Here is an 18,108-nt window from a genome sequence, read left to right as displayed (position 1 = left end):
CGCCCAGCCAGATCGCCTACCGAGATCCGTACCAACTCTCCATGGGAGGAAGGGCGATGACCGATCGTCTGCTTCTGCGCTCCGGCCATGTGATCTCCATGGACCCCGACATCGGGGAACTGCCCCAGGGCGACGTCCTGATCGAGGACGGGAGGATCGTCGCGGTCCAGCGCGAGATCGGCGCGGACGCCGACGTGCTCGACATGACGGGCCGCATCGTGATCCCCGGCTTCGTCGACACCCACCGCCACACCTGGGAGGCGCCGATCCGCGGCTGCGCCCCCGACGCCACCCTCGACGACTACTTCGTGGACGTCCTCGACACCTTCGCCCCCCTCTACACCCCCGAGGACGTGTACGCGGGCAACCTCGCGGGCGCGCTGGAATGCCTGAACGCCGGCATCACCACCCTCGTCGACTGGTCCCACATCAACAACACGCCCGAGCACCCGGACGCCGCCGTGAAGGCCCTCACGGAGACGGGAATCCGCGCCCAGTACGCCTACGGCAGCGCCAACACCTCCCTCGCCGACTACTGGTTCGAGAGCAAGATCGCGATACCGGGCGACGACGTACGGCGCATCCGCTCCAGCCACTTCGCCTCCGACAGCGGCCTGTTGACGATGGCGCTGGCCACGCGCGGCCCCGGCTTCTGCACCAACGACGTCGTCACCGCCGAATGGGCCCTCGCCCGCGAACTGGACATCCCGATCACCGTGCACGTCGCCATGGGCCGGCTCGCGGGCCGCTTCGGCATGGTGAAGCAGCTCCACGAACTGGGCCTGCTGGGCGCCGACACCACCTACATCCACTGCTGCTACCTCAGCGAGGACGAGTGGCGGATGGTCGCCGACAGCGGCGGTACGGTGTCGATCGCGCCGCAGGTCGAGACGCAGATGGGGCACGGCTGGCCGCCCGTCATGAAGGCGATCGAGCACGGACTGCGGCCGTCGCTCAGCATCGACGTCGTCACCACCGTGCCCGGCGACATGTTCACCCAGATCCGCGCGGCCTTCGGCGCCGAACGCGCTCGCGTGAACGCCGAGTCCTGGCAGGCCGATGTCCCGGTTCCCGCAACGATGTTGACGGCACGTCAGATGCTGGAGCTGGCCACGGTCAACGGTGCCCATGTCGCGGGCCTCGAAGACCGCACCGGCTCCCTGACCCCCGGCAAGCGTGCCGACGTCGTCGCACTCGACGCGACGGCCCTGAACATGGCGCCGGTGCACGACGCGACCGCCGCGGTGACCCTGTCGGCGGACGTGTCCAACGTCGAGACGGTGATCGTCGACGGTGCCGTGCTCAAGCGCGACGGGAAACTGCTCGCCGACACCGGACGGGCCAGGCGGCTCGTCGAGGAGTCCCGTGACCGGCTGCTGGCCGCGAAGGCGGAACATGCGGCGAAGGCGGCGAGGAACGGGGCATGACGGACTTCGTGGTGCGGTACGCGGCGGATGCGCCGCAACTCCCGTACGACAGCGGCGGGTTCAGACGCCGCACGGTCATCGGCGAGGAGGACGGGAGCGTACACACCGGCTTCGGCCTGTGCGAGATACGGCCGGACGGCGCGGTGGGCGCGCACGTGCACTCGTACGAGGAGAGCTTCCATGTGCTCGACGGGAGCGTGATCCTCGATGTGCCCGAGGGCTCGTACCTCCTGGAGGAGGGCGACTACGGGCTCCTCCCGACCGGCGTGGCGCATGCCTGGCGCGGTGACAACTCCGGTGGGACGGGCGGGCGTTGGGCCGACATGCTCGCGCCCGTGCCGCGCGCCCGCTACGGGCACGACACCTGGGCCGTGCTCGCGTTGCCGGAGCGCGAGCCCGTGCGGATCGACGTACGCGACCCGCGTACCCGGTCGTTCGGCCACTTCGAGCCCGCCCAGATGGACCCCGGAAAACAGTCCCAGGATCTCCTGGCCGTGTCGGCGAGCATGCGCACCGCGCTGCTCGTCTACAGCGGGATCACCGTGAAGATGATGGTCGACAGCGATCTGGGTGCGGTCGCGTCGACGATGTTCATGGTGCAGTACGCGCCCGACGGCGTCGCCGGGACGCACGACCACCCCTTCGAGGAGACGTACTTGATCCTCGAAGGGGTGGTCGACGCCACCTTCGACGGCGAACGTCATCGCCTCCGCCCCGGCGACACGGCCTGGGCGGGCGCCGGTTGTGTGCACGGCTTCACCAACGCCGGTGACGGGCCCGTCCGTTGGCTGGAGACCCAGGCCCCGCAGCCACCGCCGCGCCACTCCTACCGGTTCACCCGGGACTGGGACCACCTGAGGGACGTACTGGGCAACGCGGGCGACGGGGAGGAACGGGCATGAGCAGTGTGGTCGTTGTCGGCGGTACGTCCGGAATCGGCCGCGAGTTCGCCCGCGCCCGCGTCGAACGCGGCGACGAGGTCGTCCTCACCGGCCGCGACGCCGATCGCGCCGACACGGTGGGCAAGGAGATCGGCGCCCGGGGGCTGGCCCTCGACCTCTCGCGGCCTCGGGACATCGCCGCCGCGCTCGCCGACGTGGAGCGGGTCGACCATCTCGTCCTCGCCGGTGTCTCGCGTGACGAGAACCGGGTCACCGAGTACGACATCGACGCGGCCCTCCATCTCGTCACCCTCAAACTCGTCGGCTACACCGAGGTCGTGCACACGCTGCGCCCGCGTCTCCACGACGCGAGTGCCATCGTGCTGTTCGGCGGTCAGGCCAAGGAACGGCCCTACCCGGGTGCGACGACGGTGGCGACCGTCAACGCAGGCGTGACCGGGCTCGTCCGTACCCTCGCGGTCGAACTCGCGCCGATCCGGGTGAACGCCGTGCACCCGGGGGTGGTCGGCGACAGCCCGTACTGGCGGAACAAGCCCGCGGAGGTGCTGGAGGGCCTGCGCGCCCGCACACCCGCTGGCCGACTCGCCACGATGGCCGACGTGGTGGACGCCGTGGACTTCCTGCTGCGCAACCGGTCCGTCAACGCGATCGACCTGAGCGTGGACGGGGGCTGGCTGTTGGGGTGAGCAGTCCGCAAGTCCGAAGAGGAGCAGGTCAGTTGGCGTGCTGTGCGTTCTCCGCCTCGAACATCCAGCGCTGCTTCTCCAGTTCGGCCGTGATGCCGATCAGCAGATCCTGGGTCACCGGGTCGGCCTTCTCCGTCGCGTCGATGCGCTCGCGCAGACGGCCGATCGCCGTCGCCAGCGCGTCGACAAGGAGCTGTACGACCTCCGTGTCCTGTAGCCAGCCGTCCTTCGGGTCCTGGAACGGGAGGGACGAGGCGATGGTCTCGGGACGGCCGTCCGGCGGCACACCGAGCGCCGCCGCGCGCTCCGCGACGGTGTCGGAGAACCCGCGGGCCGCCGTCACGACCTCGTCGAGTTGCAGATGTATCGAACGGAACCTCGGCCCCACGATGTTCCAGTGGGCCTGCTTCCCGATCAGCGACAGCGCCAGCAGATCCACCAGGGTCCCTTGCAGGGCGTCACCGGTGATCCGGCGCTCCGGCTCGGGCAGGCTGCTCTTGACGACAGTCATGGGTGCTCCTCCTCGTGATACGGCGTGTGTGCTGCGGTGGCCCGGTTTCCCGTCCTCCCGTCACCGGACCCGGTCTCTGGCGGTTTCTCTGGCGGGACGGAGCAGCTCGGCGCGTTCGTCTTCGCAGGTGCCGCCCCACACACCCGACGTCTGGCCGCTGCGCAGGGCCCAGTCCAGGCACTGCGCGGCCACCGGGCAGCGGGCGCACACGCGTTTCGCGGTGGCGATGTCCCGCAGCGCCGGCCCTGCCGTGCCCACGGGGAAGAACAGTTCCGGGTCCTCTCCCGCGCAGGCTGCTTGCCGCAACCACTCCATGGGGACGCGGGTTCCCAGGACGGATGGGCGGAAACGTGAGGGAATCGGCCGCGTGGAGCGGGGGAAGGGTGAGCGGGGGCAGGAGGGGAGGGGGATCAGCCGGGCGGGAACGGGGTCATGCGACCCGGGTGGCGAGCACGCGGTCCATGAAGGCGGTCAGTTCGTTGAAGGCCGCCGTCCGGTTCGTCTCCAGGAAGACGTCGTGCCGGGAGCCCGGGAAGATCCGCTCGGTCCAGTCGAAGCCGCGCAGCTCCTCGACGCCGACGCGGCTCCCGGCGAGCGGGACGAGCCGGTCGTCGTCGCCGTGCAGCCACAGCAGCGGCAGCGCTCCGATGTCACCGCTCTTCGCGACGGTCTCCAGCGTCCGTACGAAGGCCTCCAACGTCGGCCGCTTCATCGGACCGTGCCAGACCAGCGGGTCCGCCGCGTACGCCGCCCGGACCGCGGGGTCGCGGGAGAGCGCGGCCGGGCTGATGGGCCGGTCGGGGATCTCGTCGAGCGCGAGCAGCCGCCCCGGGAGGTCCCAGTTGCCGAGCACGGGCGCGGAGAGCACGAGAGCGGCCAGTTCACCGCGGTACCGCTGGGCGAAGCGGGCCGCGACGAGACCGCCGGTGGAGTGGCCGATCAGGACGACCGGTACGCCGGGGTGGGCTGCCCGGGCAAGGTCGGCGACGGTGTGCAGATCGGTGACGACGTCCTCGAAGTCGTCGATCACCGCCCGTTCGCCCGCCGACCTGCCGTGCCCCTGGTGATCGGGGCCGAGGACGGTCGCGCCGTGGGCCACGAGGACGTCGGCGAGTTCCTCGTAGCGGCCCACGTGTTCGGCGTACCCGTGGGAGAGAAGGGCGAGATAGCGGGGCGGTTCGAGCGGACGTTCGGAATCGCTCGGGGCGGGGCGGGGCCATTCGCGGACGGCGATCGCACCTCTGGTGCCGGTGAGGACGTACTCGCGGAACTCGGCCATGGCTCCTCCGGCTGCGTCGTGGACGGGGTGAGTGGAAGGTGCTGCGCGCAAGGGTGTGGCTGGATCTTCCCAGGGGAGGGGCGGCCGGTCCACGGTGACGCGTCGGCCACCGTCGATGGTCCGACTCGGACAGGGGCCACGTGGGGCAGGGGTCACCTGGCGAGACGCTCCTTACGGCGGCCAGTTCGGTGGGCATAGCATCGGTCTCCGCATGAACACGATGACGCTCTGGCACATAACGCACTGGGAGTTCGCCGCGCTGGCCGCCGCGGCGCTGCTCGTCGGCTTCTCGAAGACCGCCGTCAGCGGGGCCAACACGGTCAGCCTGGCGATCTTCGCGGCCGTCCTGCCCGCCCGCGAGTCCACCGGCGTACTGCTGCCGATCCTGATCGCGGGGGACGTCCTCGCCGTCCTGACCTACCGCAGACACGCCCACTGGCCGACGCTGTGGCGACTGTTCCCGGCGGTCGCGGTGGGCGTGGTCGTCGGCACGGTGTTCCTGGTGTGGGCTGACGACGAGGTCGTACGGACCTCGATCGGGGCGATCCTGCTGCTGATGGCCGGGGTGACGGTGTGGCGCCGACGCCGGGCGGAGGCGGAAGCGGAGGAGGACGATCCGGACGCGGTGAGCACACCCGCCGGCCGTATCAAGGCCCGCTCGTACGGAGTCCTCGGCGGCTTCACGACGATGGTCGCCAACGCGGGCGGCCCGGTCATGTCGATGTACCTCCTGTCGGCCGGCTTCCGAAAGCTCGGCTTCCTGGGCACGTCGGCGTTCTTCTTCCTGATCGTCAACGTCTCGAAGGTCCCCTTCAGCGCCGGCCTGGGCCTGATCGACGGCCACTCCCTGCTCCTTGACGCCGCACTCGTGGTGTTCGTGATCCCCGGGGCGTTCATCGGCAAATGGGCTGTGAGCCGAATCAACCAGCGATTGTTCGAACAACTGGTGATCGCGGCGACGGTGGTGGGCGGGGCGCAGCTGCTGCTCCGCTGATCAGCGGGGGTTCGGGTGGCGGCTTGTGCTCACAGTTGCCTGGACGCGGTCGGCGGCGCGCAGTACCTCGTCCCGGTTCTTGGCGCTCTTGATCCATACCGGTAGCCGGGCGACCAGGGTCATCTTCCGACCGGTGTCGTACCAGGGGGCCCGCTCGCGCAGGGAGGCGGCGACGAACTGCCTGATGTGGGCGAGGTGTTCGAGGTTGTACGCCCACAGCCATCCGTGGCGGGTCTCCGTCTGTAGCCGGACCGGGATGCCGAAGTAGGGGTCGCGCGCCGGGGCGGCCGAGCTGCCCGAGAAGCTGACCGATCGGCCGGACCACGTACGGGACAGCCCGCAGCCGGTGCACACGAGACGCCGCGGCGCGAACAGCACCGACGAGGGCTCCAGGTCCGGCTCGTGCGGGTTCCGCTGGACATGGGCCGTCCGGTCGCAACGCGGGCAGCGCACCAGTACCGAGCCGATGAAGTCGTACACCGTGCTGCGGGGATCGCGGAAGCGGACCGGGGTCGGGGACATGACAGGAGTATGGCCGCGACCCCGGCCTCGGGGCACCTGGATTGTCGAGGCGACGGCCTCCCGCAGCCGGACGTCCGACACCTGTCCGTGGCTCACCCTTGCCTCGGCTGGGAACCGGACGTCCCCCCACCTGTACCCGAACCCGAACCCGCCAGTGCCGCAGGCCGGCTCGGCAAGCCGCTGCTGAGGTCCTCCACCAGGAGGCGTTTGGCAATGGTGTCCACCGCGGTGCGCAGGTCGTCGCCCGAGGGGTGCCCCAGGTCCTGTTCCACTCGGCCGGCCAGCCAGGCGCCCCATGCCTTGCCGATCACCTGTGCCTCGCGGGCCCCGGCCTCCGTGTGGGAGAAGAAGGTGCCCGTGCGGGTCAGGTAGCCCTCCTCCACCATGCGGTCGAAGACCGGGAGGAGTACCTCGGGCGGCATATGGCGGCGGGCCGCGATCAGGCCCAGGCTCGCGTGGCCGACCATGCGGGTGAACAGTTCGACCTGCATGACGGCCCAGGCGCCCGCGATGTCGAGCCGGGTGTCGGAGTCGCTGACGATCCGGCGCGCGGTGTCCAGATCCGTACTGCCGATGATCTTTCCGACGGAGGCTTCCAGCAGGCGCCGTGAGTCCGCGGTCGACGGCTTCGCGAAGCCGTCGCCCATGTCCGTCGACGCCATACGGGCGCTGTCGCGCAGCTGGACCTGTTTCAGGAACAGGGCGACGACGAAGCCGACCAGCGCGACCGGCACGGTCCACAGGAAGACGGTCTGGATGGTGTCCGCGTATGCGTGGATGATCGGATCGGCCGCCTCGGAGGGGAGGTTGTGCAGGCCCTCCGGGCTGGTCGCCGCCTGGGTGATGGTGGCCGTGTCCGCCGCGCCCGTGCGTACGGCTTCCTCGATGCCCTCGGAGAGGTTCGGGGTCAGCGAGTTGGTGTAGATCGTGCCGAAGACCGCCGTGCCGAACGAGCTGCCGAGCGTACGGAAGAAGGTGACGCCGGAGGTCGCGGTGCCGAGGTCGGCGTACTCGACGGTGTTCTGCACGGCGATCGTCAGCACCTGCATGCCCAGGCCGATACCGGTGCCGAGGACGAACATGTACAGCGAGGCCAGCCAGGTGTTCGTCGACGCGTCCATCAGGGAGAGGAGATACAGGCCCACACCCATCACCGCCGAGCCGATGATCGGGAAGTAGCGGTACTGGCCGGTCTTGCTGACCACGTTGCCGCTGAAGACCGACGCGATCAACAGGCCGAGAACCATGGGGAGGGTCCGTACGCCGGAGACCGTCGCCGAGTCGCCGTCCACGTACTGGAGGAAGGTCGGCAGGTACGTCATCGCGCCGAGCATCGCGAAGCCGACGATGAAGCTGAGGATCGAGCAGACCGTGAAGACGGGGTTGGCGAACAGCCGCATCGGCAGCGTCGGTTCGGCCGCGCGGGACTCGGCCCAGCAGAACAGGCCCAGTGAGACGGCGCCGCCGACGAACAGCGCGATGATGACGCCGGAACCCCACGCGTACTCGGTGCCGCCCCAACTCGTCGCCAGGATCAGCGCGCTGGCGCCGATCGCCACGAACGTGATGCCCAGATAGTCGATGACCGGCCGCACCGCCGACTTCACCACCGGGATGGTGCGGGCGGCCGCGATCACGACGACGATCGCGATCGGGACGTTGACGTAGAACGCCCAGCGCCAGGTCAGATGGTCCGTGAACAGACCGCCGAGCAACGGCCCGATGACCGTCGCCACCCCGAACACGGCCCCGATCGCGCCCTGGTACTTGCCGCGCTCCCGCAGCGGGATCACATCCGCGATCAGGGCCATCGCCGTGACCATCAGCCCGCCCGCGCCGATGCCCTGCAAGGCCCGCCAGGCGATCAGCAGCGTCATGTTCGTGGCCAGCCCGCACAGGAACGACCCCGTGATGAAGACGATCGCCGAGACCTGGAAGACCACCTTCCGGCCGAACAGGTCGCCGAACTTGCCGACGAGCACCGTGGCCACGGTCTCCGCCAGCAGATACGACGTCACCACCCACGACATGTGCTCGGCACCGCCCAGGTCCGACACGATCGTCGGCAGGGCCGTGCCGACGATCGTCTGGTCCAAGGCCGCCAGCAGCATGCCGAGCATGATCGTGACGAAGACGACGTTGCGTCGGCGGCGGTCCAGCACGGGTGGCTGCGCTGCGGCGGGAGGCGCGGTGTCCTCGGCGACTGTCACGAGGTCACGATCACACCGGTGGTGCACCCGTGCAAGGGGTGACGGTCCGCTCGGGCGCCACCGATCACGGCTACTCCGGGTAAGGGTTCCCGGGCGCGCGAACCTCGGGATTCCGCCGCAGCAGATACGTGTCCATGATCCAGCCCTTGCGCTCCCGGGCCTCCGCGCGCAGCCGCTCGATGCGGGGACCGGCCTCGGCGATCGGCCCGGAGACCAGGATCTCGTCCGGGGTGCCTATGTAGGCACCCCAGTAGATGTCGATGTCCTCACCGGCGTACTCCCGGAAGGCCTGATGTGCGTCGAGCATCACCACCACGTCGTCGACACCGGCGGGGAAACCCTCGGCCAGCCGCCGCCCGGTGGTGATCTGGACGGGCCGCGCGACCCGGTTGAGCCCGGTGCGGTGCCGGGCGACGAGCGCCGAGACACTGCTGATGCCGGGCACGACGTCGTACTCGAACTCCACCGCGCCCCGCCCGAGGATCTCCTCCAGAATCCCGAGCGTGCTGTCGTACAGCGACGGATCGCCCCACACCAGGAACGCCCCGCTCTCGTCCGCGCCGAGTTCCCCGGCGATCAGCCGCTCGTAGATCTCGGCCCGGGCGCTGCGCCAGTCCCCGACGGCAGGGGCGTACGCGCCGCCCCCGGCCGTCCGGTCGCGGTCCGGGTCGCGCGCCTCGACCAGGCGGTACGTCCCTTCCGGCACATGCGTGTCGAGCAGTTGCCTGCGCAGCCCGACCAGGTCGGACTTGGCCTCGCCCTTGTCCAGGACGAAGAACACGTCGGTGCTCCGCAGCGCCCTGACCGCTTGCAGGGTGAGCTGGTCGGGGTCGCCCGCGCCGATACCGATGACATGAATCTTCCGCACGCCCCCGAGTCTGCCCCACCCCACTGACAACGCGATGGTCGCCCCTGGTCAGCCGCCGGCCGTACCGCCCGACAGACGCGGCGCCCGAGCCCCCGCGTCGACGGCCACGGCGTCCCGCTCCACCTCCGCCGCCAGCTCCCGCGCCCAGGCCACGACCCCGGCGAGGTCCATCCCGTACGGCCTCGAACGCGCATCCCCGGTTGCCCATTCCTCGACCGCACCGGCGCCGCGCCGCAGCAGTCGCACCCCGCCGGTGACGTTCCCGCGCGCGGTGTGCGTGAGCCCCACGGCCAGCTGCGCGAGCCCCCGCCACAGGCCGCGGTCCTGATCAGGGCCCGACTTCCAGGCGTCCTCGAAGACCTCGTGCGCGTGGAACGGTTTCCCCGCGTCCAGCAGCGCCTGGGCCTCGGCGACGGTCTCCTCGGGACGGCGTACGACGCCTTCGGGCTGCCGGGCCACCCCGTGCTCGCCGTACGGCAGCGGGCGCCCGAGCCCGTCCCGGGGCCGGGCGTTGCGCGCCCGCCCCTCCTCGTCCCGATCCCGACCGCCCACTGCCGCCCGACGCTCCGATGCACTGCCCATACACCGATTGTCGCGCGGATCCCGTCGGCTTCGGGGCAGCCCCTGACGTGGGGTAAAGTTCTGTTCGCGTGATCACGCGGGGCAACCGCGGATGGACGCACCGGGACGTGGCGCAGCTTGGTAGCGCACTTGACTGGGGGTCAAGGGGTCGCAGGTTCAAATCCTGTCGTCCCGACTCGAACGAGTCGCAGGTCAGGGGCGGTTTCGGAGAAATCCGAAACCGCCCCTCGATCATTTTGGGGACCGGTCGGGGTCAGGTTCAAAAATTTCGGGCGGAGTCAGTGAACCTCCCCAACGGGGTAGCCGTAGAAACCTCAGGCGAGCCTGGCGGCTTTGCTGAGGGGGCTTGGTGTGGGGACGGACATTCCGATCGGTACGCCGGTCCCCGGGCGCATGGATGATGCGTTGGGACGATCTCGTCGGGTTGTTTCTGAATACTCTGGTTCTGCGGACGGACACGTCGGGGGATCCGAGTTTCGCTGAAGTTCTCGGCCGGGCGCGGGAGGTGGCGCTGACGGCCTATGACCACCAGGATGTTCCGTTCGATCTTCTGGTTGAGGTGCTCAACCCGGCGCGGACGGTGGCGCACAATCTGCTGTTCCAGGTGATGCTGGCGCTTCAGAACAATGCGCAGGCAGAACTGGAGCTTCCCGGCCTGCGTTTGTCCACTTTCCAGGTCAGTTGGGGGACGTCGAAGTTCGATCCGAACTTCAACATGCTCGATTTCTTTGCCGAGGACGGAACGCCTCAGGGGATTGAGGGTTTGATCGAGTACAGCACCGACGTGTTCGACGAAGCGACCGCGGTGGATATCTTCCACCGGTGGGCGGGCTTCCTGCGTGATGTGGTGGAGACCCCGGACCGGCCGCTGAGCCAGGTGAATGTGCTGCTGCCCGGTGAGAAGGAGCGGTTCCTGACCGAGTGGAACGGTGCGCGAGGGGCGGCTGGTCGCGGCGGGCGTCGGCCCTGAACGCGGGGTCGCCGTCCTGATGGAGAACTCGGCTGAGCTGGTCGTGGCGCTGCTCGCGGTGATGAAGACGGGCGGCTTCTACGTGCCGCTGGACGTGCGCTATCCGCTCGCCCACCGTCAGACGATCACGGTCGAGACGGGCGCGGATGTTGTCCTCACGGATGCTGCGCTGCGCGAGCAGGCCGATGAGTTGGGGAGGAGATACTCGAAGACCCCGAACTGCTCGGACCTCGCGTCCTGGGCCGACGTGTGCAGCGGCCCCTTCGCCCAGCACACCTTCTCCGGCGGGCACTTCTTTCTCACGCACGAGTCGGCCCAGCCCGTCCTCGCCACCGTCACCTCCGCTGTGTCCGCGCCCTGAGGACGGCATGCAGGTCGGCGGCCGTGCGGCGGGCGAGGGGTTCGGCGGGGCAGGTCGTCGAGTCGGCCTCGTACAGGGGGTGGCAGTCGCGGTAGACCGCGAGGACCGTTCGTCGGAAGTCGTCGTCCTCGGTGGACAGGTCGATGGACCGGCGGCGGGGGCGGGAGCTGAGGCGTTTGCGGCGAACGGGCTCGTCGGCCGTGACCAGGACGGTCAGGGTCGGCGGGAGGATGTCCAGGCCGTGGATCAGATGTTCGGCCGAGCGCAGGCCCGCCGCCGTGAAGTAGGCTCGGGTGGAGGCGACATAGCGGTCGCAGAGCACGACCGGGCCGAGACGGCCCGCTGACACCTCGTCGCTGACGTGCTTGACCCAGCTGAGGTAGAACAACAACGCGGCCTGGGAGAACGGCGCTTCGTCGAAGACGGCGCGTGCCGCGGCGGCGGCCGCGGGAGGGGTCGCCACACAGGGCAGGCTCAGTATTTCCGCCACCGCTCGGGCCAGTGTGGTTTTGCCGACTCCGTTCAGTCCCTCGAACGCTATGAGGGTGGCGGCACTCACCGCAGGTCGACTTCGGTGACGGCTCGCGCCACGTACTGGACGACACCGTCCGGCTCGACCGCGACCTCGGTGCACACGGCCGAGAACCGGTCGCCGGGCAGGAGCATGCTGAGCACGTGGTCGCTGATCCAGGTGCGGTACTCGTACCCGTTCGCCATACGGCAGATCACGTGCGCGGGGAACAGATGGCGGTCGCCGGCCTCGACGACGGTCATCCGGCGGAGCCACCGCTCACCCAACCGGCTGCTTCGGGGCAGACCGCCCGGCACGAGATCCTCCGGGCTCATGGCATAGTGCAGATCGAGCTTGCGTACGGTGGCGCCCTCCCGGACGGCGCCCTTGAAGATGTTGCGCCGGTCCTCGCGCGGCACGGGGGCGCCGTTGAGAGCCCGGAGCCTCTGCATGGTGGTGGAGGTCGCGGCGGCGGCCTCGTGGGAGAGGGATCTGGCCCTGAGGATCTCCGCCCCGGCGGCGGGGCCGTCCTTGCCGTAGACGACCAGGTCCAGGTCGGAGCCGGGGTGGGCCAGGCCGACGAGATGGGAGCCGGTGACGCCCACCTGCCCCTCGGGGAGATGCGCGGATCGTGCGATGTCGCGGGCCGCGGAGTCGTCGGCTGTCCTCAGCGGGTCGAAGTACTCGGCGTACGAGCCCGGATCCGGCGCACCGGCACCAAGAGTGATGCCGTAGTGCTGGACCTCGCGCAGGGGGAGGTCGTACCGGTCGAGGATGTCACCGGCGATGACCTCGGCCGCGAAGACCGGGGGTTTGCGCCACATTCCCGCCGACCAGTAGTAGCGCAGGAGCAACAGGACCTGGCCGGGGGGATGGTGACGGCCGAACAGACGGTAGACGGCTCTCCGGGTACGTACGAATCCGTACTCTCGCATGGCCCGGCCGCCTCACCCCGTGGCGCCGGGAAGGCCGGGGGCGACCGGGATCCCCGGCGACAGGGGGAGCAGCTCGGTGGCGGTGACCAGGACGACGGCGGAGAGGGAGGTGTCGGCGCAGTAGATCTCGATGTCCCTGCCGTTGGCGTACGCCGCGTCGCACAGGAGCTGTCGGCAGCCGCCGCAGGGCAGTGCGATGCCGGTGCCGTGTGCGGCGGCGCTCACCACGGCGAGGACGCGCGGATCGGGGTCGCCGGCGGACCGGGCCGAGGCGAGGACCGCCGCTTCCGCGCAAGGGCCGCCGGGGTACGCCGGTGACGCGGCTGTGAACGCGCGCCCGCTCCCGTCCTGCAGGACCGCTCCCGCGCGCACCCCGCCGACGGGCCCCGTGCCGTCGGCGGGGTGGAAGAGCTGTGCCGCTGTCGTCAGCAGGGCCCTGGCGTAGCGGGGGAAACCTGGGGTGAGGGTGAGTTCGATCGGCATCCCTGATCAGATCCCCTTCGCGATCAGCAACTGGGCGATCACGTCCGCCCATTGTTGGACAAGGGCTTTCGCCTCCGGCTTCTCCATGCCCAGTTCGTGCGCCAGCAGGGTGCTGTCGAAGGTCAGCACACCCAGGGGCCGGGTCCGCGCGTCCACCGATCTCATCAGCGGGGCGGCGATGACCATACGGATGTCGGGGTGTATCTGGGCCCGGAGTTCAGGTCCGTACTGGTCCAGATGACCGGGCGCCAATTCGCCGAAGACCGCGTGCTGCTGGGTGAATGCCTGCCCGCTCACCCCGAAACTGGCGGGATAGGAGACTATGCGCTCGGCATCGGCGTACGCGTTGTGGGAGTAACGGACGCGCAGTTGATCACCCCGGGGTTCGTAGACCTTGACGAAGCCACGGATGTTCCTGTGGGTGTTCGGGAAGATCAGGGACTGTGCCGCCGCCTTCAGGATTTCATCGATCAGGTCGTCGGACTGAGTGCCGAGAAATCTCTCTGTGTGCGTGGAGATCCTGTACTGCAATACCAGCAGTGCGACGACGAGAAGGAGCAGTCCATGCCAGAGACCGAGATTACCGAACGCCTCTCCGAATCCGATCCCGCGGTCGCCGTCCATACGGGAGGTGAGAATGTTGGTGTAGAGCCCGGTGAGCGCCGCTGTCAGGAAGGTGATGCCGAGGGTGACCGGATTGGCCCGACGGGATATCCACTCAATCATCGATCAACCGTGTGGGGCCGAGGTTCACGGCCGCGATCCCCGCGGTGATTCCACAGAAATCACCGCACATGCTGCACCGGATCAGATGGTCGTCCAAGCGTCCGTGTTGCTGGAGTGCTCTTTCCGCACCCTCGGGATAAACGGCCATTCTCCAGTCCCCCTTGCAGCCCTGAGCCCATCTGGCGCGGCTCATCCGACGCTCACTCTCGTAATCCTTGAGTTTCGTCAGTTCCCCACAGACCGCGGCCACCCTGGTGGCCACGATGCCTTCTTCCATATCTACCCAGGTGGGAAGACCGATATGCTCCGCCCGGCTCATCGCGGTCACCACGTCGGCGCCGTTGGCAACCGCCACGGTGGCGGCGATCGCCCCTGAGATGTGGTCGAACCCGAGTGCCCTGTCGGTCGCCATCGGCAGTACGCGGTACGGCACTCCACGGCAGTACGCCTTGGCCAGACGGATGTAGGTGGGTATTGCGGAGACGGCGGAGTGTCCGATGCCCTCGACCATGACGGGCACACCGCGGGCCAGCGCCCGGTCGACCAGCGCTCCCATGCGGCGCATTTCGCCGGCCATGAGTTCGTCCCATCCGTCGCACACCGACGCGGCACGAAAGGTCGTACCGAGAGAGAGGGTGACGCCCGCCTCGGCCAGGATGTCCAGGAGGTCGTCGAAGTATTCGAAGTAGGGGTTCTCGCGACGGGTGAGACGGATGTAGTTGGCGATGATGCCGCCGCCCTTGCTCGTCGTGGGGATGAGCCGGGCGTTGTCGTCGACATGGGCGGCGTCCTCACGGGTCAAGGACGCGTGAATGGTCATCAGGTCGACTCCGCGCGCCGCCTGTTCGGCGACGAGGTCCAGCATGCGGCGGCCGTCGAGGGTGTTCCACTCGCGTTGCGGGTGTCTGGCGGCGAACTCGTAGCAGGTCACTGTCGAAAGACAGGCGTCCACTTCTTTCGCGACGCGGTTGTGGAAGGCGGCGATGTCGCCGTAGAAACTGTGGTCGGCGACCACCTGAGCGCCGGCGCGCGCGGCGGCGAGACATTTGTTGAACTCGTCGCCCGTGGAGTCCGAAGACTGTGATGTGCCGACGCTCGCGATGATGACGGTTCGCTCACCCACACCGCAGGGGAGGGTCTCCCGCCCCCGTCCAGGATTGCCGATCCTGATCGTCCTCATACGGCTTCCTTAAAGCCAGGACTCGTTTTCCGGTTTGAAGGAGGGTGATGTCACCACAAGGTATTCCGCAGATCCGAGGAGCCCGTGGGGTTCGCCCTTCCGGACGATCACTGTGTCACCCGGACCGGCCGCATAGGTCCTGTCCTCGACGGTTACTTTCGCTTCGCCGGAGAGGAAGTAGTAGATTCTGTCGCTTACGTGGTTGACGCAAAGCGGATGCTCACCGTCCAGCTTTGCCCGCGCCACGTCGAAAGGAAATCCCGCACCGTTGTACAGTGGCAGGATCTCTAAGTCGGAATTGACATTTCGTGCGGCCACTTGCTGCGCTTTGACGATCAATCTCGCCCCCCGAAGCCCGGATCTACTCAAAGGCCTAGTCGGGTGATAATAGCAGCCGGCGGACTATGAGTACAGGTGTTATGGGTGAAGCGATGTCGGCAGGCCGGTGTGCGAGGGTACTTTTGTCGCACAGTCTGCAATTATCTATTTCGGCGCGGCCGTCTGCTCCGCCAGCCGGGTGCGCAGCCGGGTCAGGCGGTCGATCTCGGCGTCGAGGGCCGCCAGCCTGCGGTTCACGACGCCGCTGCCGGGGCCGTCCGGTTCGGAGCCGCTGCACCGGCGGCTCGGGTTGTCGACGAGCAGCGGGATGCGGTCGGCGAAGCCGCACAGGTCGTCCACGGTGAGCCCGAGGGCGAGCAGTTCGCGGATCACCCTGACCCGGGCCACGTGGTCCTGACCGTACTCGCGCTGTCCGGCTGCCGTGCGCGGCGGCGAGGGCAGCAGACCGCGCTCCTCGTAGAACCGTAGTGCCCTTGGTGTCGTGCCCGCCGCTGCCGCCGCGTCCCCGATCCGCATCCCGCTCCTCGCCTTCACCCGTGTCGTGTCGTTCACAGGTTCGAGGAGCGCGCCGTCACCTCACCGTCACGGGAGTTCCACGACGACCGTCCCGGTGTGCCGCCCCTCGAACAGTTCCTGCAACGCTCCGGGAGCCCGATCGATGCCCGGGATCCGCATCTGGGGCAGGACGATCTCGCCGGAGCGCAGCCACTCGCCGAAGCGCTTGGTCCACTCAGCCGTGATCGGGCCGAGGTCGGTGCTGCTGATTCCGTGGAGCGTGATGCCGAGGTTGATGATCCGGAAGCTGTCGATCTCCGCGGGGGAAGTGGCGCCGTCGCCGTCCGGGTCCGCCGACAGCTGACCGGAGAGCGCGCCGACCAGCGCGAACCGTGCGCCGCGACGGGCCGCGCCGACGGCCGCGGTCAGCTGCTCGCCGCCGACCGTGTCCAGCAGGACGTCGATGCCGTCGGGCGCGGCGGCGGCCAGTTGCTCGGCGAACGGGGTCGCGCCCGGCAGCAGCACGGCGTCGTAACCGAGTTCGGCCCGGAGCCGTTCCGCCTTGTGCGGGGAGCGGGTGCTGCCGATGACCCGGCCGGCCCCCAGCAGCCTGGCCAGTTGTCCCGCCAGGGTGCCCACGGCTCCCGCCGCTCCGGTGACCAGGACCGTGTCGCCGGGGCGCACCGCGGCGATCCGGGAGAACGCCGCGTACGCGGGTGCCCCTGACGACAGATACGCCACGGGGTCGGGCAGCGCGTCGCCCAGCGGTGCGCAGTCGGTCCCGGCCAGCAGGGCGTGTTCCCGCCAGCCGAGCAGATGGGTCACCTCGTCGCCCGGGCGCAGACCGCTGCCGGGGCCCACGGCGACGACCTCGCCGACGGCGGGACCGAACAGCGCGTCACCGACACGCACGGGAGGCAGCGGTACGCCGTCGGCCTTGCCCCCGATGAGCGTGCGCAGCCCCGGGAAGACGAGGAAGTACCTGTTGCGGACGACGACTTGGCCCGGTCCTGGCGCGGGCAGCGGCGTCTCGACGACGGACAGGTGGTCGGGCCCGGGCAGGTGACCGGGCATGGCGACGAGTCGGATCTCCCGGGTCGTGGACGGTGTGTCGGTGCTCATCTCGGCAACTCCAGGCGTCAGTTGACGGGGCGTCGGAAATCGGCGCCACGGCCGCAGTTCGGCCGTGGCGGTCGACGCACGCTAATCCCTGACGTATGCGTCAGAGGCAAGCCTGCCGGCCCGGTGGGTGCCCGGAGTGGCGCTCTCAGTCCTCGTGCCGGACCGGGAGCGGCGTGCCCCACTGCTCAGCGAAGAAGGTCTCCGACAGGGGCCGCCGTTCACGGGTGGCGGTCTCGCGGTCGCGCAGGTCCGGCGGGAGGCGGTCCGGCGCGGCCAGGGCTCCGATCGCGGTGACGGACTGGGGCTGGTAGCCGTCGGGGACGCCCAGCGAGGTGCGCAGCCGGTCCCGGTCGAAGCCGCCCATCTGGTGGGTGTGCAGCCCCAGCGCGTGTGCCTGCACCGACAGCTGGGCCACCGCGAGCCCGGTGTCGTACGCGGAGCCGTACAGCGGGGTCCCGTCGTCCAGGCGCTCCCCGGCGACCGCCGCGACGAGCAGCGAGCTGTTCCCCGCCCAGCGGCGGTTGGTGCTCCCGAGGGCACCGAGGATCTGCTCGTACGTCGAGTCGCCACGGCGGCCGACCAGGAAGCGCCACGGCTGCCTGTTGTAGGCGGAGGGAGCCCAGCGGGCCGCCTCCAGCAGGGAGACGAGCTCCTCGTCACCGATCGTGTGGGCGGCGTCGAACGAACGCGGGCTCCAGCGTTCGGCGAGCAGGGGGTGGACGGCCACGGCGGTGTTCGCGGTACGGGGGGACATGCGAGGTGCCTTTCATGGGCAGCGCGGTTGCGGTGACGAGAAGGGGGGGGCGGCCGGAGGCCGGAGACGCCGGAGCGTGGTGTCAGCTCGCGGACGGACAACCCATGGTGGTGACACGTGCGTAGTCGACGTGGCGGCGGGACACGAGCACGGTCATGCGGCCAGGTAACCACATGGGGAGCGCCGGGCACCAGAACGCCGAGGGCGCGTACACCGGGCGGGCTGTCGGGCCCTGCTCGGTGTACGCGCCC

At 69.4% G+C, this 18,108-nt stretch carries 22 protein-coding genes and 1 tRNA gene; 7 read left to right on the top strand and 16 right to left on the bottom strand.

The window, feature by feature from the left end; genetic code table 11:
• Window positions 1-56: 56 nt before the first annotated feature.
• Genes OG787_RS05415 through OG787_RS05405 form a run of 3 tightly spaced genes read left to right on the top strand, consistent with a single transcriptional unit; the run spans window position 57 to window position 3,015 of the window.
• Complete coding sequence (locus OG787_RS05415; protein ID WP_369030930.1) at window positions 57-1,427, top strand: amidohydrolase family protein; 1,371 nt, start codon at window positions 57-59, stop codon at window positions 1,425-1,427.
• The gene (locus OG787_RS05410; RefSeq protein ID WP_369030929.1) at window positions 1,424-2,329 is read left to right on the top strand and encodes a cupin domain-containing protein; all 906 of its coding nucleotides are present in this window, start codon (window positions 1,424-1,426) and stop codon (window positions 2,327-2,329) included. The genes OG787_RS05415 and OG787_RS05410 overlap by 4 nt, the downstream gene beginning before the upstream one ends.
• Window positions 2,326-3,015 carry an SDR family NAD(P)-dependent oxidoreductase gene (locus OG787_RS05405; protein ID WP_369030928.1) on the top strand — a complete coding sequence of 230 codons (690 nt, stop codon included), beginning with the start codon at window positions 2,326-2,328 and terminating at the stop codon, window positions 3,013-3,015. The genes OG787_RS05410 and OG787_RS05405 overlap by 4 nt, the downstream gene beginning before the upstream one ends.
• A 28-nt stretch (window positions 3,016-3,043) precedes the next feature.
• On the opposite strand, the gene OG787_RS05400 is transcribed toward OG787_RS05405, so the two are convergent.
• From OG787_RS05400 to OG787_RS05390, 3 genes are all read right to left on the bottom strand, one after another.
• A complete protein-coding gene (locus tag OG787_RS05400) occupies window positions 3,044-3,526 on the bottom strand; it encodes a Dps family protein (protein WP_369030927.1) in 483 nt (160 codons plus the stop codon).
• A gap of 60 nt (window positions 3,527-3,586) precedes the next feature.
• Window positions 3,587-3,841 carry a WhiB family transcriptional regulator gene (locus tag OG787_RS05395; protein WP_369030926.1) on the bottom strand — a complete coding sequence of 85 codons (255 nt, stop codon included), beginning with the start codon at window positions 3,839-3,841 and terminating at the stop codon, window positions 3,587-3,589.
• 115 nt (window positions 3,842-3,956) lie between these two features.
• A complete protein-coding gene (locus OG787_RS05390; protein ID WP_405534438.1) occupies window positions 3,957-4,805 on the bottom strand; it encodes an alpha/beta hydrolase in 849 nt (282 codons plus the stop codon).
• A 211-nt stretch (window positions 4,806-5,016) separates the two neighbouring features.
• Between OG787_RS05390 and OG787_RS05385 the strand changes: the two genes are divergently transcribed.
• The gene (locus OG787_RS05385) at window positions 5,017-5,799 is read left to right on the top strand and encodes a sulfite exporter TauE/SafE family protein (protein WP_405534437.1); all 783 of its coding nucleotides are present in this window, start codon (window positions 5,017-5,019) and stop codon (window positions 5,797-5,799) included.
• Here OG787_RS05385 and OG787_RS05380 read toward each other — a convergent pair whose 3' ends face one another.
• The 4 genes from OG787_RS05380 to OG787_RS05365 form a co-directional block, all read right to left on the bottom strand.
• The gene (locus tag OG787_RS05380; protein ID WP_369030923.1) at window positions 5,800-6,321 is read right to left on the bottom strand and encodes a hypothetical protein; all 522 of its coding nucleotides are present in this window, start codon (window positions 6,319-6,321) and stop codon (window positions 5,800-5,802) included.
• A 92-nt stretch (window positions 6,322-6,413) separates the two neighbouring features.
• Window positions 6,414-8,531, bottom strand: coding sequence for an MDR family MFS transporter (locus OG787_RS05375; protein WP_405534436.1), 2,118 nt, complete (start codon window positions 8,529-8,531; stop codon window positions 6,414-6,416).
• 70 nt (window positions 8,532-8,601) lie between these two features.
• Window positions 8,602-9,399, bottom strand: coding sequence for a precorrin-6A synthase (deacetylating) (cobF, locus tag OG787_RS05370; RefSeq protein WP_369030921.1), 798 nt, complete (start codon window positions 9,397-9,399; stop codon window positions 8,602-8,604).
• A 48-nt stretch (window positions 9,400-9,447) separates the two neighbouring features.
• Window positions 9,448-9,981: a DUF309 domain-containing protein gene (locus OG787_RS05365; RefSeq protein ID WP_369030920.1), complete on the bottom strand. Its 534-nt coding sequence runs from the start codon at window positions 9,979-9,981 to the stop codon at window positions 9,448-9,450.
• Between the two features lie 101 nt (window positions 9,982-10,082).
• On the opposite strand from OG787_RS05365, the gene OG787_RS05360 reads away from it, so the two are divergent.
• The 3 genes from OG787_RS05360 (at window position 10,083) to OG787_RS05350 (ending at window position 11,312) form a co-directional block, all read left to right on the top strand.
• Window positions 10,083-10,156: transfer RNA gene (locus OG787_RS05360), tRNA-Pro, on the top strand.
• A gap of 174 nt (window positions 10,157-10,330) precedes the next feature.
• Window positions 10,331-10,951, top strand: coding sequence for a condensation domain-containing protein (locus tag OG787_RS05355; RefSeq protein WP_405534435.1), 621 nt, complete (start codon window positions 10,331-10,333; stop codon window positions 10,949-10,951).
• The gene (locus tag OG787_RS05350) at window positions 10,911-11,312 is read left to right on the top strand and encodes an AMP-binding protein (RefSeq protein ID WP_405534434.1); all 402 of its coding nucleotides are present in this window, start codon (window positions 10,911-10,913) and stop codon (window positions 11,310-11,312) included. The genes OG787_RS05355 and OG787_RS05350 overlap by 41 nt, the downstream gene beginning before the upstream one ends.
• Here the strand turns inward: OG787_RS05350 and OG787_RS05345 are convergent.
• From OG787_RS05345 to OG787_RS05305, 9 genes are all read right to left on the bottom strand, one after another.
• Window positions 11,287-11,871 carry an AAA family ATPase gene (locus OG787_RS05345; RefSeq protein ID WP_405534433.1) on the bottom strand — a complete coding sequence of 195 codons (585 nt, stop codon included), beginning with the start codon at window positions 11,869-11,871 and terminating at the stop codon, window positions 11,287-11,289. The two genes, OG787_RS05350 and OG787_RS05345, sit on opposite strands and share 26 nt — an antisense overlap.
• Window positions 11,868-12,758, bottom strand: a complete 891-nt coding sequence (locus OG787_RS05340; RefSeq protein WP_405534432.1) for a nucleotidyltransferase domain-containing protein — start codon at window positions 12,756-12,758, stop codon at window positions 11,868-11,870. Before OG787_RS05340 ends, OG787_RS05345 begins: the two co-directional genes overlap by 4 nt.
• A 12-nt stretch (window positions 12,759-12,770) precedes the next feature.
• Window positions 12,771-13,241 (bottom strand): hypothetical protein, encoded by a 471-nt coding sequence (locus OG787_RS05335; RefSeq protein ID WP_405534431.1) that lies wholly within the window; start codon window positions 13,239-13,241, stop codon window positions 12,771-12,773.
• 6 nt (window positions 13,242-13,247) lie between these two features.
• Window positions 13,248-13,967, bottom strand: a complete 720-nt coding sequence (locus OG787_RS05330; RefSeq protein ID WP_405534430.1) for a hypothetical protein — start codon at window positions 13,965-13,967, stop codon at window positions 13,248-13,250.
• A complete protein-coding gene (locus OG787_RS05325; protein WP_405534429.1) occupies window positions 13,960-15,147 on the bottom strand; it encodes a phosphomethylpyrimidine synthase ThiC in 1,188 nt (395 codons plus the stop codon). The genes OG787_RS05330 and OG787_RS05325 overlap by 8 nt, the downstream gene beginning before the upstream one ends.
• Window positions 15,148-15,156: 9 nt before the next feature.
• Complete coding sequence (locus tag OG787_RS05320) at window positions 15,157-15,486, bottom strand: cupin domain-containing protein (protein ID WP_405534428.1); 330 nt, start codon at window positions 15,484-15,486, stop codon at window positions 15,157-15,159.
• A gap of 144 nt (window positions 15,487-15,630) precedes the next feature.
• The gene (locus OG787_RS05315) at window positions 15,631-16,002 is read right to left on the bottom strand and encodes a MerR family transcriptional regulator (RefSeq protein ID WP_405540421.1); all 372 of its coding nucleotides are present in this window, start codon (window positions 16,000-16,002) and stop codon (window positions 15,631-15,633) included.
• 66 nt (window positions 16,003-16,068) lie between these two features.
• Window positions 16,069-17,103: an MDR family NADP-dependent oxidoreductase gene (locus OG787_RS05310; RefSeq protein ID WP_405534427.1), complete on the bottom strand. Its 1,035-nt coding sequence runs from the start codon at window positions 17,101-17,103 to the stop codon at window positions 16,069-16,071.
• A gap of 145 nt (window positions 17,104-17,248) precedes the next feature.
• The gene (locus OG787_RS05305) at window positions 17,249-17,857 is read right to left on the bottom strand and encodes a nitroreductase family protein (protein WP_369030912.1); all 609 of its coding nucleotides are present in this window, start codon (window positions 17,855-17,857) and stop codon (window positions 17,249-17,251) included.
• Window positions 17,858-18,108: the final 251 nt, after the last annotated feature.

The sequence above is a fragment of the Streptomyces sp. NBC_00075 genome (assembly GCF_045041225.1).
Lineage (GTDB): Bacteria > Actinomycetota > Actinomycetes > Streptomycetales > Streptomycetaceae > Streptomyces > Streptomyces adonidis.
The sequence above is the reverse complement of the archived record's forward strand: the minus strand, read 5'-3'. Positions and strand labels throughout refer to the sequence as shown.